Raw genomic sequence first — 17,127 nt, 5'->3', positions numbered from 1 at the left:
TTATGAAATTTGTTGATGAATATAGAGATATAAATTTAGTTAAAAAATATTGTCATTCGATCGAGTCTATCATTACTCAACCATGGCAAATCATGGAAATCTGCGGAGGGCAAACCCATACGATCGTCAAGTATGGTATTCATGAACTATTACCCTCAGAAATAACTTTAATTCATGGACCCGGTTGTCCTGTGTGTGTAACTAATATTAATTTGCTCGATCGAGCCATAGAAATCGCCTCTTTACCTAATACAATATTATGCTCTTTTGGGGATATGTTAAGAGTACCGGGAAGCGAAAAAGATTTATTAATTATTAAAGCATTAGGGGCAGATATTCGCATTATTTATTCACCCTTAGATTGTCTAAAAATTGCTCACCAAAATCCTGATAAAGAGGTGGTTTTTTTTGCCGTAGGTTTTGAAACCACAGCCCCCAGTACTGCTATGACAATTTATCAAGCATATCAGCAAAATATCAGTAATTTTTCTGTGTTAGTTTCCCATGTATTAGTACCTCCTGCAATGGAAGCAATTTTATCATCAAATCAGTGTCAAGTACAAGGATTTTTAGCGGCAGGTCATGTTTGTACCGTAATGGGTTATCAGCAATATGAGGCTATTTCTGCTCAATATCAAGTACCAATTATCGTAACAGGATTTGAACCAGTGGACATTTTACAAGGAATTTTGATGACAATTCAACAGCTAGAAAAGGGAGAGTTCAAGGTAGAAAATCAATATAGTCGTTTAGTTAATCAAGAAGGAAATAAACACGCTCAAATTTTTCTCCAAGAAGTATTTGAAACTGTAGATTATTTTTGGAGAGGTATTGCTAATATCCCTAAAAGTGGCTTAAAAATTAAAGAAAAATATCAGCAGTTTGATGCCGAACAAAAATTTAATTTAACCATAAAAAATAATGATAATTTAGAAAGCCAAAACTGTATTAGTGGTCAAATTTTACAAGGTATTAAAAAACCTCATGAATGCCCTTCCTTCGGCACAAAATGCACCCCAGAAGAACCATTAGGAGCGCCGATGGTATCATCGGAAGGGGCTTGTGCCGCCTATTATCGTTTTAGCACATTGAATTTGCCCCACGGATAAACCACCGTCATTAATGGGAATTTTTTGTGACCAATAGGGCTTAAAATTATGGTTAATTAAACTTTTAATGGCATTTTCTAATAAATATTTATTTTGGAAACAACCACCGCTTAAAACTATTGTTTCTGTATCAATTTCTTGAGCAATTTTATTAATAATTTCTACTAAAGTAAGATGAAATTTAGTAGCGATTAAACTTAAATTTTTGTTGTCTAAATAATCTTTAATAATTTCTAGCACGATCGAACTTATATTAATATAATTACAGTTATTAGAATCATATTGCCATGAAAAATTATAAAGTTTATCAGGTGTTATATCCTTAACTAAAAATTCTAATGCCATAGCAGGTTGCCCTTCAAAAGTGACATCATTTATTATATTTAATAAAAAAGCAATACCATCAAATAAACGCCCGACACTGCTAGTTAAAGGAGTATTAATTTTTTTGTCTATCATTTTTTGAAATAAGATTAATTCTTGAGAGGAAAAATGATTAAAAATTGGTAAATTTTGCGGTATATTTTCTAACTGATTATAAACAGTATTTAATAAGCCTAAAGCGATGCGTTGGGGTTGTAAAATTGCTTGATTACCACCGATTAAAGGAAAGGGTAAAAAACTAGCAATTCTTTTGATTTCTGTTTCAGTAATATAAAAAAATTCTCCACCCCAAATAGTACCATCTAAACCGTAACCCGTACCATCCCATGCTATACCTAATAGGGGTAATTTTAAATTATGTTCGGCAATAGTAGTAAAAATATGGGCTAAATGATGTTGTACTTTAATAATAGGAATATTCGGCTTTTTTTTATGACTTAATTCTTCTGCATATTGACTAGAAAAATAGTTAGGGTGAGCATCACAAACAATTATATCTGGTTCAAAATCATAGATTTTACTAAAATTATTGATAGTTTCTTGATAGGCTTTAATTGTTTCAGGATTATCTAAATCTCCTAGATGTTGACTTATAAAAATTTTTTGATTAAGCTCGATCGAGATGGTATTTTTAAGATGTCCACCTAATGCTAAAATTTGTGGTAATTTCTCTTGAGATTGATAATATTTATCAGATAAGTTTGGAGTTAATTTTAGGGGTAAAGGGGCGTAACCTCTTGCCCTTCTTAAAATCATTATTTCGTTATTAATTACCCTGACAATGGAGTCATCTACAGCTCTAAAAATAGGGCGATTATGCACTAAAAAATAATCAGCTAAGGAATTTAATCTTTCTAAGGCTTCCAATTCATCAATACAAATAGGCTCACTTTTTTGATTTCCACTGGTGGCAACGATCGAAAAATTTAACTCATGTAATAATAAATGATGTAAGGGAGTATAGGGTAACATTATCCCCAAGTAAGGGTTATTTGGGGCGACTTCTTCACAGATAAAATTATCTTTATTTTGCCCTTGATTTATCTTAAAGTTATCAATTTTTTTTAATAAAACAATTGGGGAAGCGGAAGATAATAAAAGTTTTTCTTCTGCGGAGGAAACTAAACAATTTTTCTTAACCATCGATAAATTTGGACACATTAAAGCAAAAGGTTTATGAGGGCGATATTTTCTTTTTCTTAAGGTATTAATAGCTTCTGGATTTCTCGCATCAGCGATTAACTGAAAACCCCCTAATCCTTTTACCGCTAAAATTTTTCCTTGTCGAATTAACTCACAACTTTCTGTTAATGCGGTATCAAATTTACTCAAACAATGTCCTTTTTTATCCCATAATTCTAAGTGAGCGCCACATTTTTCACAAGCATTTGGTTGGGCATGAAAACGTCTATTTTCTGGGTTATGATATTCTTTTTCACATTCTACACACATGATAAATTTATTCATGGTAGTAAAAGCTCGATCGTAGGGTAAATTTTTTATGATAGAATAACGAGAACCGCAATTGGTACAATTAGTAAAAGGATAGCGATAACGGCGATTTTTTCGATCGAAAATTTCCTTTAAACAATCATTACAAACATTTAAGTCTGGTAAAATTAAAGCACTTTTATTATTATTATTAATAGAGTCTGAATTTTTAATAATAAACTCTTGATAATTCTTAAGACTAGATTGATTAATGTTGATACTATCAATTTGACAATGAGGCGGTTTTTCTAACTTGATTTTATTAATAAATATCTCTAATTCTTCTTTAGTTAATTCTAGCTCGATCGAGACACCATCCACAGAATTATTTACCCATCCTTTTAAGTTTAATTCTTGGGCTAATTTATAAATAAAAGGACGAAATCCCACACCTTGCACAATACCAGTAATAAAAATTTGATAACAAGTTTTCGTCATAATTTACTATCTCCTAAGTCCTATCTTTTTTCCTAAGCAAAACTTTATAACACAAGCCTAAATTATAATTTTTGTTGAAGATAATTATACCAAATATTCATGCCTTCACCAGTACGAGAAGATAAAAGGAAAATTTTAGCTTGAGGGGCAATTTTTGTGATATTTTCTAAGGCTAAATCTTGATTAAATTCTACCGCTTCAGCAATATCTATTTTATTAATAATTACCACATCCGCAGACTTAAAAAGAGTAGGATATTTTAGGGGTTTATCTTCTCCTTCTGTCACGGATAAGATAGCAATTCTTTCATTTTCTCCTAAATCATAAGCGGAAGGACAAACTAAATTACCTACATTTTCAATAATTAATAATTGACAAGTATCTAAATTTATTTCTTTGAGAGAATTATTAATCATTTCGGCTTCTAAATGACATATATCTCCTGTGGTTATTTGCACAACTTCGGCTTGACTTCTCCTTAATCTTTGAGCATCATTATCTGTGGCTAAATCTCCCACAATTACCGCACTTTTATAAGTAGAATTTAAGTCTGTTAATGTTTTTTCAATAAAGGTTGTTTTTCCTGAACCGGGAGAAGATAAAATGTTAAAAACATAAATTTTTTTCTCAGTAAATAATTCTCGATTATGATAGGCTAAATGATCATTTTTTGCTAAGATCGATCGATGAATATTAATAGTTCGATCGTCATGATGAGAATGTTGTTTTTCATGGTGATTATGACTGTGAATAGTCACATTTTGAGGGGTAACGCTACAACCGCAATTAGTACACATAATTTACCTATAAATCTATAAGTTAATTATACTTTTTTAGCAAACTCCAATTACAAATAATATCAAGTTCGTTTAAATGCTTATGAATAAATGGCTAAAGCCATCACTACAAACTTATTTTATAAATGATTATCCAAACTTAATCTAAAATGGATTAGGGCTTTTCGATTTTTAACAAAGTTTTTAGTAATTATGGCATCATTAAATATTAAGTCGGGCGATCAAGTTGAAGTAATAGAGTTACCACCATATATTAAAACAGCCGATCCTATGCCCATGTTACGCTCTTCTAGTGTCATTACCTTGGGAGAAAAAGGAATTATCTTAAATCCTCGCCCGGCTGGTTATTGGGCAATTCGTTTTACTCAGGGCGCTTTTTTATTAGAAAGCAAATATTTTCAAGTAATTAGCTAATATTTTCTCATGATACTTTTACATGACATTTAAGCTAAAAAAGGACGAGCTAAAAAATAACTGGTGATGGTTTTTGCGTCAATTTCTGCACTTGTGAGGGCTAATTTTTCAAACTCAGCAGGAGTCATCAAAACTACTTCAATATCTTCGTCATCATCTTGACTAGGGGGATTCGGTAATTTTTCTAAATCTTGGGCAAGAAAAGCGTAAATATATTCATCGGAATAGCCGGGGGCGAGGGGAAATTTACCCAAATTACGCCATTTTTTGGCACTATAGCCCGTTTCTTCTTCAATTTCTCGCTGAATTGTCGTTTCTGGACTTTCTCCCTGTTCTACTGTACCCGCAGGAAATTCTAACAATCTAGTTTGAACGGCAAAACGATATTGACGCACTAAAACTAATTCTCCCTCATTAGTAACGGGTACGGCTAAAGCACCTCCGGGGTGGCGGATACATTCCCATTCCCCTTGCACTCCATTGGGCAATTTTAATTTATTCACTTCAAATTGAAATTTACGCCCTTGAAAAAATAAACGAGGTGCTAAAATTTCGGGTAATTCTTGATTATTTAACATATATTAGACTTCAATTTAAAATTTTTTTATTTGTTTGTAGTAGGGTTTTTAACCCTTCTTTTATTAGTTATGCTCAATGTTATTTAATTAATTTTCCTCAGTATTAACAACACCATCAGGTTGATCTAGTTCAATATTTGGTCCTAAATCCATTACTTCTATATCCCATTGACCACGACGAGCAGTTTCAAAAACTACATAACGACCATCAGGACTGATACGGGGATTTCTTAACCAGCTACGATAGCCTTGAGTTAGTAATTTTGTTTGTTTTGTGGCTCGATCGAACCAAAATATATCGGGTCTGCCTTGAATACTAGAAATATAAACTATATACCTCGCCGTACGACTCAAACTCGGACTATCCGTAATGGCATTAGGTAAATTTAAGCCTGATATATCTACAAAAGAATTTTGCTGTAAATCATACAATAAAATTTCCCGTCGCCCATAACGATTCGATACCATAGCCAAAAAACGACCATCCCCACTAAGAAAGGGTTGCTCGTCATTATAGCGACTGTTAAGGGAGGTGGACAGGGGAGAGACATTGTTAGAGTTGCAACCACCAATAATAACCGTAAGAAGTAAGAGTACAAGAAACTTCAAGAGTGAAAAATATATACGGAAAGGGTTTTAGTAATCAAAATTGTCAGGTTTAGGAGAATTGTCTGAATTATCATAGTCTTGATTCTCACCATCAACATCAAGGGGTTGATAATCTACATACTGTGTACCAACGCTAGAGACTATATCATCCGCAGATTTGGGACGACGTTTTTGGGTTCTTCTAGTTGGTGGTACATCTGAAGGTGGTCTGCGAGAAGAACTACGACGGGGAGTTGGTGTTTCATCTTCCCAATGATCTGGAGTATCCTGCCAATCATCATATTGACGATTACCACGAGAGGGAGGATTATTGCGACTACGACTGACGGGAGGTTCTTGATTATAGTTGGAAGGACGAGGACGACGAGGACGAGGAGCTTCTTCCTCATAAGTGCTACGACGAGAAGTCGATCGAGGTGGTGTACCTTGTAAACGACGACGGGGAACTTCTTCTTCTTCGTAATCGTCTTCCATTTGGTCTAATTCGGCTCGATAGACTCGACTATTAGCTCGATCGTTATCCACATAACTAGATGTTCTTCCCCGCACCTGAGTACTGGTAACGGCTCTTAAACGTACTGATTCTATCACAAAAAAGATTGCCGATCCTGCCAATAATAATTGACAAAATTGAAGAATGGGGTCTAAACGCCAACCATGAAAAAATAAGATACCGCCACAAAGTAAACCAACGGCGGCAAAAAATATGTCATGATCTTTTGATACTTCAGGTTTCCAAGAACGCATCGCATATAAAGCGCCTCCTGCCAAAAAGAGAACGATACCGAGAATACTAGCGGCATTAAAACCAAAATTAACCATGACTAAAACTTAAACTGCTATATTTTTCTATCCTATCAGAGAATTAGGAATTAGGAGTTAGAAGTTGGGAGATAGGAGTTAGGAGATAGGAATATCTGAATCTTGATTTAACGGCGAATTTTATCCGCTTGACTAACGGCAATTAAGCCGATGGTTGCAGGAATAACTACGATCGCCGCACCCCACACCAAACTCCACAAAAAACTACTTAAAGAAGGTGTCATAACTTTTTTATACTTTTGCTTACTAAAAATTGTTTATCCTATTCTACAATAACCTGTTGCTACTTGAATGGATAGTTTTCTGAAATTCAACACGAATTAAAAAAACCCTTCCCAGAATAAATATCTGCTAAGGTTATCATGGCGAGTCTTCAGAAATTAATTTTTTCTCTTTTAAATTTTCCAAACCCACAGAGGTTAATAATTGTTGCCATTCTTGAGGTTGTGATTCTTGAATACTACCCACTAAGGAGATAGTATCTTGCCAAATATTATTATTAGCATAAATTTGTGCTTGTTTGAGGATGTCTTTATTTGCCAATAATTCTTTTTTGATATTTTCGTCTAAGGTAACTCGTTCGATCGAACCTTTTGTATAACTACTGTTATTCACGACCATAGGATTACAAATCAAAGAGATTTCCCATAGGTATTTTTTCCCTACTTCTAAATTGGTTTTTTCGCTAACATTTATACTCATAATAGCATCACTTTCAGTAATAGGAATTTCTTGATTATCGATTTCATTACCCGTTTCATCCTTTAAGATAAATTGGAAAAATTTAGCTTTTGAGGGAGGAATATAAACAAAAAATTGAGGTTGAGGGGAAACAGTTTTGACAGAATTATCCTGATTAGGAGTTAAGGGTGTAATAGGCATATTACCACGAACACAACCGCCCCTTCTTCCTCCTGCCGCCGTACTTTGAGGAGGTTCTCTTTCTGGTGCATCAGGAAATTCGATCGCCTTCACGGAAAAAATTAACGAAGGTATTATACTAATTAATAAACTAAGTCCTATTAATGATTTTTTGTGTATTTTTAACATTAGATTGACCTCCAAATAAAATAATTTAACTAAGATTAAGACGTAATAAAAAATAAAAAGTTCAATCCATTTATAATCTAAGAACCTGTTTTAAAGGTTTCTGATCCCCCTAAATCCCCCTTACTAAGGGGGACTTTCTCTAATATTTCCCCCTTCTTCAAGGGGGCAAGGGGGGAGCAATGGTCAAAATTAAGGCTTTTCAAACAGCTTCTAAAACCGATTACCTAACACCGATTACCTAACTTAATAAAACTTCTCCTTTGATTAATTTTTGGGCTGCGGTTAGTAATTCTTCCTCTAAATAAGGTTTCGTAAAATAGGCTTTTGCTCCCAAATCGGCAGCAATTTTACGGTGTTTTTCTGCTCCACGAGATGTCACCATGGCAACGGGTAATTTAGATAACTTTTCGTCTTGTTGCATTTTTGCCAGTAACTCTAAACCGTTCATGCGAGGCATTTCAATGTCGCACAGTAATAAATCACAGGGTAGCCCACCTACCACTTTATCCCATGCGTCTTGTCCATCTCTGGCTTGTTCCACTTGATAACCTGCTTTTTTGAATGTCATCGATAACATTTCTCTGACTACTACGGAGTCATCGATAATTAATACCATCGGAGAAGATTTGGTTTTTTTCTTTCCGGCAACGGTATTTTGTTGTTGGGGTGAAGAAGTAGATTTTTCGGCTTTGGCTTTCGGTTTTTTTGTACTTCCTGCTAGTAATACTTCCCCTTCTAACATTCTCTTAGTCGATTCTAGCAAATCTGAGTCCACATAGGGTTTGATTAGATAAGCGGAAGCTCCTAATTCCGCAGCGATACGCTGATGTTTTTCTGCACCCCTTGAGGATAAAATCGCAACGGGAAGATGATTAAGGGTGGGGTCTTCTTGGATGTTCTGTAATAGCTCTAATCCGTTCATTCTCGGCATTTCAATATCGCAGAATACTATATCACAGGGTAAGCCCGATCGAAGTTTCTGCCATGCTTCTTGTCCGTCTCTGGCTTGTTCAAAACGATAACCAGCTTTACTTAAACTCATGGATAACATTTCTCTCACGGTGATGGAGTCATCGACAATTAGGATTAATGGTTGAGTTTTGACGGGTTGAGCGACGACGGTTCGATCGGACTGGAAACCTTCGGGCATATCAAGATGGACTTTGGTACTGAGATTACCTTGAGCAATTTCAATAAGTTCGATAACATCGCCAATGGGCATAACAATACCGTCACTGCGTACGGTAGCCCCGGCGATACCTTTGGGCTTGGGTAAAGGACCGGCAATTTGCTTAATAACGATTTCTTCTTGTCCTAATACTTGATCTACTTGAATTGCCAAAAGATTGTTACCACCTCTCAAGATAACGATGGGGATGGTTTCATCTTGGACATTGCTAGTATAAATAATACTACGAGTTATTTGACGATTATAGTTCATCAATGTACTTAAAGGACGGAAAGGTAATAAATTATTTTTCCAAAGAATACATTTTTGCCCTTGAGCGTTGACTTTAATTTCATTGGCGGAATAATCTTTCGTGTCCTCAATTCCGTCTATGGGGAAGGCAATACGAGTTCCGTCATTCATACAACAGAGTGCTTTACCAATACTCAGGGTTAAAGGTAAACGGATGGTAAAAGTTGTACCTAATCCTAAAGTAGAATCAACGGTGACTGTGCCTCGAATTTCGTTTAATTTTGTGCGTACAATGTCTAAACCAACCCCTCTACCAGCGTGACTATCGGCTTTTTCTTTGGTAGTAAATCCTGCATGGAATAAAAACTCGTAAACTTCTTGATCTTTCAGGCTTTGGGCTTGGCTAGGGGTGATGAGCTTGTTTTGAATGGCTTTTTTCTTAATTTTGTGAGGATCGATTCCTGCTCCGTCATCGGACACTGAAATTACGGTTTGAGGTCCTTGTAAAAAGGCTCTGACGGTGATTGTACCAGCAGGAGGTTTACCGATCGATTCCCTCTCTTCGGGGAGTTCGATGCCGTGAGTAACACAGTTTTTGGTAATTTGTAGGAGAGGATCCCATAAATGTTCAAGGATCATTTTATCAATGAGAACCTCTCTACCTTCTACTTTTAGTTGTATTTGTTTGTTGTAGCCTTCGGCAATTTTGCGAATGGGTAGGGGAAGTCGATCGGCATTTTGGGAAAACTGCACCATGCGAGATTTATTAATCTCCTCTTGGAGTTGAGTTGTAACTTGCCTTAAGTTTCGCCCTAATTGATCTGTTTCATCCACAAGGAATTGAATATCAGAAGTTGACTCTCTTACCCGTACAATTAATTCTAAAATATCTTGGGCTAACAGGTGAAATCCTGTAAAACGATCTAATTCTAACTCGTCTAATTCGGGGGGTTGAAATTTATTATTTTCTGAATCATCTCCCCCTATGTAGGTGTTGCTCGATCGCATAGTGCCACTTTGTGAGCGTCCCATCGATCGATTTTCAGCCCTTGCCAATTGAGCTTTTACGGTAGCTTCATTTCTTTTACGGCTATCAATTAAAGCCCCCTCAAGAAGACTTCTTTCGTAAGTATCTTGCATTCTTGCACCCACATCACTTAAATTTTGCACATGGGAAAGAAGATTCTCTAAAAATTGTCTTAACTTGTCTTGATCTTCCTCCAGACGATTACGACGAACTACCATTTCCCCAATGAGGTTATTTAAGTTATCCAGTTGTTTAACTGGTACTCGCATACTTTGTTCAAAAGTTTTTGGTGCAGTTTTTGCTGGGGAATTATTTTGAGGGCGAGTCCATTTTTGTGAAGATTTCCCTTTAGTTTTATCCGCTTGAGCTAGAAGTTTATCTAATTCACTTAAACCTGTGTTGGTTTCTTTGGAGATATTTTGATTTCCTGAAAAGTCTCCCACGGGCAAGTCATTAATAATATTACTCAATTCTTGCCAATCAACGTTTTCAAGATGAGGGGAAGTATTAACGAATCTTTCTAAATCCCGATGATCTTCATAATAGTTAATAAAGGAGTTAAAGATAATTGATTCTAAATCAGAAAATGGGTCTTCTGGTTCTACCCATAATAAGTTATGAGTGAGTAAGTTATTTAAGTCTTCAAATTCATCATAAACAAGAACAAGGGGTTGTTTGCGTTTTTGAGGTTGTAAAATTTGATAGGTGTTGGCACTGCCCGTACTGGGAAAATCGTCTTCTATTTCTAAGTCATCAAGGTTTTGTAATATTCCTTCTAATTCCGCTTCAGGATCATCAATGATAACGGTACTTCTGACATTTTCGTTATCTGTGAATAAGTTATCTAATTCATCTAATTCTTCTGAATTAAAGTCTCCTTGAATAAAGGTTGATTTATAGTCAATGGAAGATGTTCGATCGTGCAAGTTGCCGTTGGCATCGTGGAGTTCCACTTCGTGTTCGTGCAGTGCCGTTTCACGATCGTTTTCATCAAATAGTGCTTCTAAGCCTTCGTCTATATCATCCATGTCAAGGGATGAAGAAATAACAGAATTATCTTGATCATCTTCTGAGAAAAATGACCAATCATCCGATTCTATTCCTTGAGGGATTTCTTGATTATTTTCCCAGCCATCAATTTCAAAATGTTCGTTATCATCATCGTCAAATAAGTTACTTAAATCGTCCTCTTCTTCTGATTCTTCTGGTTTTTGAATATGGGTATTAAAATCTTTTTCTCCTACAAATACAGCACTAACTTCTTGACTGTCATCGGCAAATGAGTCATCGTCTAACCAATCATCGAGTAATCCATCGTTATCGGATAATCCTAAGTCATTGAATATGTCGCTGTCTTCTTCTTCATCTTCGGAGATAATATCATCACTTTCTGGTACGGGTGGAATGGGGGGATTAAAGTCGATTTGAGTTTCTTTCCATAAATCTTTTGCTAGGGTAGGGCTAGGAGTATAGAATTCGGCTTCTTCCTGTGCCATTTTTATTTCTGCTGCATCGATATAAACGGTTTCTAAGTCCATTAGTCTCGATCGAGCGTTGGGTGCTAATATTTGTAGGCTATCATCGACAAAAATAGAATTAACTTCATTTTTGAGTAAATATTCTGCCGCTTTTTTAATTTCTTTGATAATGAGTTTCGTGGTGGAGTTATACTCATTTTCTGAATTAAGAATAGCTATCTTGGCGGTTTCCATAATTTCCACCCAGCCAAAAAGATTTAATTTTTTGCCTTCAATGGATAAAAAATTACAATGAGATTTAATATGTTCTCGATTACGACTGTTATCACCTTGTTTGAGGATTTTTAACATTTCTCCCAGACGAATCAAAGTCTGTTTGTAGAGTTTTTGGTTTTGACTGGCTTGTTCACTGGTAATCATAGCTTTTTCTCAAGAAGTTTCGACTCTAAACAATGAAAGGAAAATTTAACAATGGGCAACATCATTACTATGTTTAATCATAGCTATTTTCAAGACAAATGAACAAGGTCAAATGGAGAATGCACAATAGACACCTGCAAGAATTGAGATAGAGATGTAAAATTTTACGTCTCTACAATAGTTTTAGCTATTAAAAATATAATTTGTGGAGAAGTCTAATAAATGAGGAATTGATCAATAACTTTTTTGTTGTAAGATAAATTCTGCGATCGTCAAGTCTATGGGGGTAGTTACTTTCAGGTTAGTTTCTTCACCGTTAACTATCTGTACAGAAAAACCACATTTTTCTAGTAATGCCGCATCGTCTGTTACTTCCCAACCTAAATTAAGTCCTTTTTCGTGACATTTTTTTAATAATTCTACGTCAAAACCTTGGGGAGTTTGGGCAGCCCATAAATTTTCTCTGGGGGGAGTGTCAGTTACTTGTAGATTATCGTCAACGATTTTAATGGTATCTTTGACAGGTACGGCAGCGATTAATCCTTGACAGTGTAATAAAGTTTGTGTACATCGATCGAACAAATTTGGAGTCGCCAAACATCTCGCTCCATCATGAATTAAGACTTTTTTTGCTTCTGATGGTAAGGCTTGTAAACCGTTATAGACAGATTGTTGCCGAGTGTCACCTCCTTGAATCAATTTCACTGGTTTGGACAATTGAATTCGATCAATAATTTCTTCAAACACAGGAAAATCATAGGATTGTCCCATAATTCCAATCCATTCGATGGTTTTTGATTCATTAGCAGAGATTAATGTCCATGCTAATAGGGGTTTCCCTTTTAATTGTAATAACAACTTATTTTGAGAACTTCCCATTCTTTTGCCCATTCCTGCTGCTGGAATCAATAAATACATACTTTGAAAGTTAAGAAATTATAAAAAACACTTGCAAATTAATAATTTACCAGTAATTAGAGGCTTTATTTTCTAAATTTTCAAGCGTGAATCGATTATAATTTTTAACAAATTTAATTTGTTTTTAAAATCCATCATGAGTAATAATATCCCTATCGCTATTTTGTGTGGCGGGAAAGGCACTCGTTTAAAAGAAGAAACGGAATTTCGCCCTAAGCCGATGGTTATGGTAGGTGATCGACCGATGATTTGGCATATAATGAAAAGCTATTCTAGTTATGGGTTTCATAACTTCATGCTCTGCTTAGGCTACAAAGGCGATATGATTCGAGAGTATTTTATTAACTATGACTGGAATCATAGCGATATTTTACTAGAATTAGGACAACAGAAAATCACCCATTTAGATAAAGGGCATGATGAAGAAAATTGGAAAATCTGGTTAATTAACACGGGAGAAGAAACCATGACGGGCGGTAGGTTAAAACGCCTCAAAAATTACCTAGATAAATCAAATTCAGATATTTTCATGGCTACCTATGGTGATGGTGTTGCCAATATTGATCTAAATAAGTTATTAGCTTATCATCAAAGTCATGGTAAACTAGCCACCGTTAGCGCTGTACGTCCTCCTTCTCGTTTCGGTGAGTTACAAATTGAGAATAATCTTGTCACCAGTTTTAAAGAAAAACCTCAAACTTCAGATGGTTGGATTAACGGTGGTTATATGGTATTATAGCAATTTTCACTGTTATGAGGTACAGTAACAGCAATGAGTAAACCAACCATGAATATCGTTTTTACTCACTTTTTCTATTGCTAATTCAATAGCCTCTATTAATTCTACATAACTTCTTGGGGACATTTTTTTCAATAATGCTTTTATTTTTGACCAGAAATTCTCTATGGGGGAAAAATCTGGTGAATAAGGTGATAGATATATTAATTTTGCGCCGACTTTTTCTATTTCTTTTCTGATCGTTTCTCCCAAATGAATCTTTGCATTATCCATTACTACGCAAGCTCCTTTCCATAATTTTGGGACTAATTTTCTGACAATGAAAGCCTCAAAAGTTAATCCATCTACTGCTCCATAAATATTGCTTAATTCTATTACTCCTTCTAATGATATTGCTCCTATCATGGATATATTTTTACCTCTTTTTTGTGGTTTTTCTCCTCTTGCTCTTTCTCCTTTTAAAGCTCTTGCATATAATCTTACTAATGCTAAATTAACCCCTGATTCATCTAAAAATATTAAGTCTTTTTCGTCAATATCTCTAATTTGTTGCCAATATTCACATCGTTTCTGTTGTACTTTTTCAGTATGTTTTTCTGTGGCGTACAGAGTTTTTTTTTACAGTATAATTGAGTTTTTCACACAGTCGCCACATTGTTGATATACTTACCTGAATACCTGTTTCTAAAGTTAATAAATCACAAAGTTCTTTTAATGTACAATCATTATTGTTCTTAATAATATTTTCTAAAACTAATAAGTTTGGTTCTTGAACTTTACTTTGACTTGCTCCTCCTCGCTTCAAAGGGGAAACATCACCAGTATCTTGATATTGTTTAATAATTTTTTGGACAAAACTTTTTGCCACGGAAAATCTTTGTGCTAATGATCTGATAGAGACTTTATTTTGTAAATAAACATCAACTATTTTTTGCCTAAGATCAATAGAGTATGATTTCATCTTTGTTTATATTAGTTTTAATTAAAATCTAAAGATAGTGTACCTCATAAGGGTAGAAATTGCTATAAATCGACAAGTTTTAGACTTAATCGAAAACGATGATACCATTTTTGAAGCCGAACCTTTACGCATCCTAGCAGATAAAGGAGAATTAGCTGTTTATCACCATGAAGGTTTCTGGCAATGTATGGATACCTATAGAGAATTAGAATTATTAAAATCTTTATACGAAAAAGGAGACGCACCTTGGAAAGTTTGGTAACGCCACAATTTTGGCAAGGTAAAAAAGTATTTATAACTGGGCATACGGGCTTTAAAGGTGCATGGTTATCTTTATGGTTATTAAACTTAGGGGCAGAAGTAGCAGGTTTGAGTTTATCACCAAATACGCAACCTTCTCTTTTTGAGCAATTTAGTACCAGTTTTTCTTGATGTAAAATTACCTAGTTATGACATTGATGTAGATCAACTAGAATCAGCTTTATCTGATAAAACAAGGGCAATTATGATCGCTCACACTTTGGGTAATCCTTTCAATTTAGACGCTATTACTGCCTTTGCCCAAAAACATGATTTATGGTTAATTGAAGATAATTGCGACGCAGTGGGAAGCGTTTATAACGGAAAAAAACAGGTACTTTTGGACATTTAGCCACAGTAAGTTTTTATCCTGCCCATCATATTACTATGGGTGAAGGAGGTGCAGTTTTAACCAATGATACCCGTTTGAAAAAAATTGTCGAGTCTTTCCGTGATTGGGGTAGAAGTTGTTGGTGTCCTCCGGGGGTGGACAATACTTGTAATAAACGTTTCGGTTGGCAACTAGGAGATTTACCCTTTGGTTACGATCACAAATATACTTATGATCATGTCGGTTATAACTTAAAAATGACAGATATGCAAGCCGCCGTCGGTGTCGCTCAATTAGATAAATTACCTGAATTTGTAACAAAACGTCAGGAAAATTTCCAGTTTTTAAAAGAGAATCTCGCTGATTTACAAGATTTCTTAACTTTACCTGATCCAGCACCCAATTCTGAACCGAGTTGGTTTGGTTTTCCTGTCTTTGTCAAAGAATCTGCACCTTTTACCCGTAACGATTTAGTACGTCATTTAGAAGAAAATCGTATTGGTACTCGTTTACTATTTGGGGGGAATTTAGTACGTCAACCTCTGTATCATGGCTTAAATTATCGGATTGTAGGAGACTTAAAAAATAGCGATCGTATTATGAATTGTGTTTTCTGGCTAGGAGTATTTCCGGGCTTAACTGAGGAGATGTTAACTTATGTAGTTCAAACTATTAGAGATTTTTGTCATAATAAAAATTGACTACAATGTACAAAAAAAAAGGGCTTCAGCACTTACTACAAACTAATAAAAATTTTATTAACTATGACATCCAGCACTGAAAATTCTAATCAACCTTTACTATCAATTTGTATTCCTACTTACAATAGAGCTAGTTTTTTGAGAAATACATTGTCATCTATTAAAAATCAAACATTTCCTTTATCTTATGAGTTGAGAGTAAGAGATAATTGCAGTACAGACAGTACAGAATTAGTGTTTCATGATGAGTCCCAAAATATTCCTAATTGGTTTTATTCAAAAAATGAGACTAATGTAGGTGGAATAAAAAATATTAGATTATGTACTTTAGTTTGTAAAGCCCAATATATATATATATTGGGCGATGATGATTATTTATGTGATAATGCTTTTGAAAAAATTCATGATTTAATTTTATTAGCTGAAAAAAGTAAAAGTAAAGCAATATTATGTAATAAACGACTTCGTTACGAAAACAACACGCTTTTCTTAGGCAAGGGCTTTGAATGGTTAGAGTATATTTCAATTAATGAACCCGCTTTTATTTCTAGTGTCATCTGGGAGCGAGATAATTGGTTGAATTATCCTTATTTTGAATATCCTAAAGAAATGGGTATTCCTCAATTAGACTGTTTTATCGAAACTTGCGCTCAGTTTAGTATTGTTGTCAATAATCAAGAATTAGTCAAGGCGGGAGCAGCAAATGCAGTCAACACAACAGAATCTATTAATTACTGGTTTGCCCCTCGTCATGCTATTTCTGATTTATTTGAATATCCTTATCTGTATGAGAAGGTTCTTAAAAGTGATAAATTAACAATAAAAACTAGGATTTTCGTTGAATTGAGAAGATTATCTCTATTAAGGGAAATTTTCAAAAAGTTAATTGTATTTAAAGCCAATGAAGAATATTATCAAAAAGTAGATTTTTTATTTCAACAAATTCATTCTCACTCATTTTACGGTTTTTTGGTTTTATTTATGCGTTTTGTAATCAATAAAACTTTAATTGGAACTTACTTTCTTCGTCAAGGAAAATATCCTCTTTTTCCCAAAGGAGAAAAAATTAATCTTAAATATTAAAAATATACTTAGGATTATTTAGGTAAGAGTCTTAAAAAATAGCGATCGTATTATGAA

Annotated in this window: 18 protein-coding genes; 8 read left to right on the top strand and 10 right to left on the bottom strand. The window is 34.7% G+C overall.

Going from position 1 to position 17,127, the window contains the following annotated elements; genetic code table 11:
- Positions 1-2: 2 nt before the first annotated feature.
- Positions 3-1,109, top strand: a complete 1,107-nt coding sequence (hypD, locus tag SYN6308_RS09115) for a hydrogenase formation protein HypD (RefSeq protein WP_017294132.1) — start codon at positions 3-5, stop codon at positions 1,107-1,109.
- On the opposite strand, the gene hypF is transcribed toward hypD, so the two are convergent.
- Positions 1,047-3,422 (bottom strand): carbamoyltransferase HypF, encoded by a 2,376-nt coding sequence (hypF, locus tag SYN6308_RS09110; RefSeq protein WP_017294131.1) that lies wholly within the window; start codon positions 3,420-3,422, stop codon positions 1,047-1,049. The genes hypD and hypF overlap by 63 nt on opposite strands.
- A 62-nt stretch (positions 3,423-3,484) precedes the next feature.
- Positions 3,485-4,219: a hydrogenase nickel incorporation protein HypB gene (hypB, locus tag SYN6308_RS09105; protein ID WP_017294130.1), complete on the bottom strand. Its 735-nt coding sequence runs from the start codon at positions 4,217-4,219 to the stop codon at positions 3,485-3,487.
- Positions 4,220-4,411: 192 nt separating this feature from the next.
- Here hypB and sipA point away from each other — a divergent pair, with 192 nt between their 5' ends.
- A complete protein-coding gene (sipA, locus tag SYN6308_RS09100; RefSeq protein ID WP_017294129.1) occupies positions 4,412-4,633 on the top strand; it encodes a regulatory protein SipA in 222 nt (73 codons plus the stop codon).
- Between the two features lie 29 nt (positions 4,634-4,662).
- Here the strand turns inward: sipA and SYN6308_RS09095 are convergent, their stop codons facing one another.
- The 7 genes from SYN6308_RS09095 to ispD all read right to left on the bottom strand — a co-directional run bounded on the left by SYN6308_RS09095 (position 4,663) and on the right by ispD (position 12,955).
- Entirely contained in the window at positions 4,663-5,211 is a 549-nt protein-coding gene (locus tag SYN6308_RS09095; RefSeq protein WP_017294128.1) for an NUDIX hydrolase, read from the bottom strand.
- 87 nt (positions 5,212-5,298) lie between these two features.
- The gene (locus SYN6308_RS09090) at positions 5,299-5,820 is read right to left on the bottom strand and encodes a TolB family protein (RefSeq protein ID WP_026101997.1); all 522 of its coding nucleotides are present in this window, start codon (positions 5,818-5,820) and stop codon (positions 5,299-5,301) included.
- Positions 5,821-5,847: 27 nt separating this feature from the next.
- The gene (locus SYN6308_RS09085; RefSeq protein ID WP_017294126.1) at positions 5,848-6,642 is read right to left on the bottom strand and encodes a Ycf66 family protein; all 795 of its coding nucleotides are present in this window, start codon (positions 6,640-6,642) and stop codon (positions 5,848-5,850) included.
- Positions 6,643-6,749: 107 nt separating this feature from the next.
- Entirely contained in the window at positions 6,750-6,866 is a 117-nt protein-coding gene (gene psbX, locus SYN6308_RS09080) for a photosystem II reaction center X protein (RefSeq protein WP_017294125.1), read from the bottom strand.
- 136 nt (positions 6,867-7,002) lie between these two features.
- Positions 7,003-7,692: a DUF928 domain-containing protein gene (locus tag SYN6308_RS09075; RefSeq protein WP_017294124.1), complete on the bottom strand. Its 690-nt coding sequence runs from the start codon at positions 7,690-7,692 to the stop codon at positions 7,003-7,005.
- Positions 7,693-7,930: 238 nt separating this feature from the next.
- Positions 7,931-11,167: a hybrid sensor histidine kinase/response regulator gene (locus SYN6308_RS09070; RefSeq protein WP_390091435.1), complete on the bottom strand. Its 3,237-nt coding sequence runs from the start codon at positions 11,165-11,167 to the stop codon at positions 7,931-7,933.
- A 1,104-nt stretch (positions 11,168-12,271) separates the two neighbouring features.
- A complete protein-coding gene (gene ispD, locus SYN6308_RS09065) occupies positions 12,272-12,955 on the bottom strand; it encodes a 2-C-methyl-D-erythritol 4-phosphate cytidylyltransferase (protein ID WP_017294122.1) in 684 nt (227 codons plus the stop codon).
- A 136-nt stretch (positions 12,956-13,091) separates the two neighbouring features.
- Between ispD and SYN6308_RS22195 the strand changes: the two genes are divergently transcribed.
- Complete coding sequence (locus tag SYN6308_RS22195) at positions 13,092-13,694, top strand: sugar phosphate nucleotidyltransferase (RefSeq protein ID WP_017294121.1); 603 nt, start codon at positions 13,092-13,094, stop codon at positions 13,692-13,694.
- 12 nt (positions 13,695-13,706) lie between these two features.
- Here the strand turns inward: SYN6308_RS22195 and SYN6308_RS24205 are convergent.
- Positions 13,707-14,655 (bottom strand): IS630 family transposase gene (locus SYN6308_RS24205; protein WP_144051420.1). Its coding sequence is split into 2 segments (ribosomal slippage): positions 13,707-14,313 and positions 14,312-14,655, totalling 951 coding nucleotides; the frame shifts between segments, so codons are not numbered across the junction.
- A gap of 37 nt (positions 14,656-14,692) precedes the next feature.
- Between SYN6308_RS24205 and SYN6308_RS09045 the strand changes: the two genes are divergently transcribed.
- The 5 genes from SYN6308_RS09045 (at position 14,693) to SYN6308_RS23335 (ending at position 17,070) form a co-directional block, all read left to right on the top strand.
- Positions 14,693-14,917: a hypothetical protein gene (locus SYN6308_RS09045; protein WP_017294118.1), complete on the top strand. Its 225-nt coding sequence runs from the start codon at positions 14,693-14,695 to the stop codon at positions 14,915-14,917.
- Positions 14,911-15,087 carry a CDP-glycerol glycerophosphotransferase gene (locus SYN6308_RS09040; protein ID WP_237741276.1) on the top strand — a complete coding sequence of 59 codons (177 nt, stop codon included), beginning with the start codon at positions 14,911-14,913 and terminating at the stop codon, positions 15,085-15,087. Before SYN6308_RS09045 ends, SYN6308_RS09040 begins: the two co-directional genes overlap by 7 nt.
- Positions 15,059-15,307, top strand: a complete 249-nt coding sequence (locus SYN6308_RS25495) for a DegT/DnrJ/EryC1/StrS family aminotransferase (RefSeq protein WP_237741275.1) — start codon at positions 15,059-15,061, stop codon at positions 15,305-15,307. The genes SYN6308_RS09040 and SYN6308_RS25495 overlap by 29 nt, the downstream gene beginning before the upstream one ends.
- A gap of 35 nt (positions 15,308-15,342) precedes the next feature.
- Complete coding sequence (locus SYN6308_RS22190; RefSeq protein ID WP_390091334.1) at positions 15,343-15,987, top strand: DegT/DnrJ/EryC1/StrS family aminotransferase; 645 nt, start codon at positions 15,343-15,345, stop codon at positions 15,985-15,987.
- 63 nt (positions 15,988-16,050) lie between these two features.
- Positions 16,051-17,070, top strand: coding sequence for a glycosyltransferase family 2 protein (locus SYN6308_RS23335; RefSeq protein WP_017294116.1), 1,020 nt, complete (start codon positions 16,051-16,053; stop codon positions 17,068-17,070).
- Positions 17,071-17,127 lie beyond the last annotated feature (57 nt).

Origin of the sequence: Geminocystis herdmanii PCC 6308 (assembly GCF_000332235.1) — a bacterium.
GTDB classification, from domain to species: domain Bacteria; phylum Cyanobacteriota; class Cyanobacteriia; order Cyanobacteriales; family Cyanobacteriaceae; genus Geminocystis; species Geminocystis herdmanii.
This window is presented reverse-complemented; position numbering and strand designations above follow the sequence as displayed.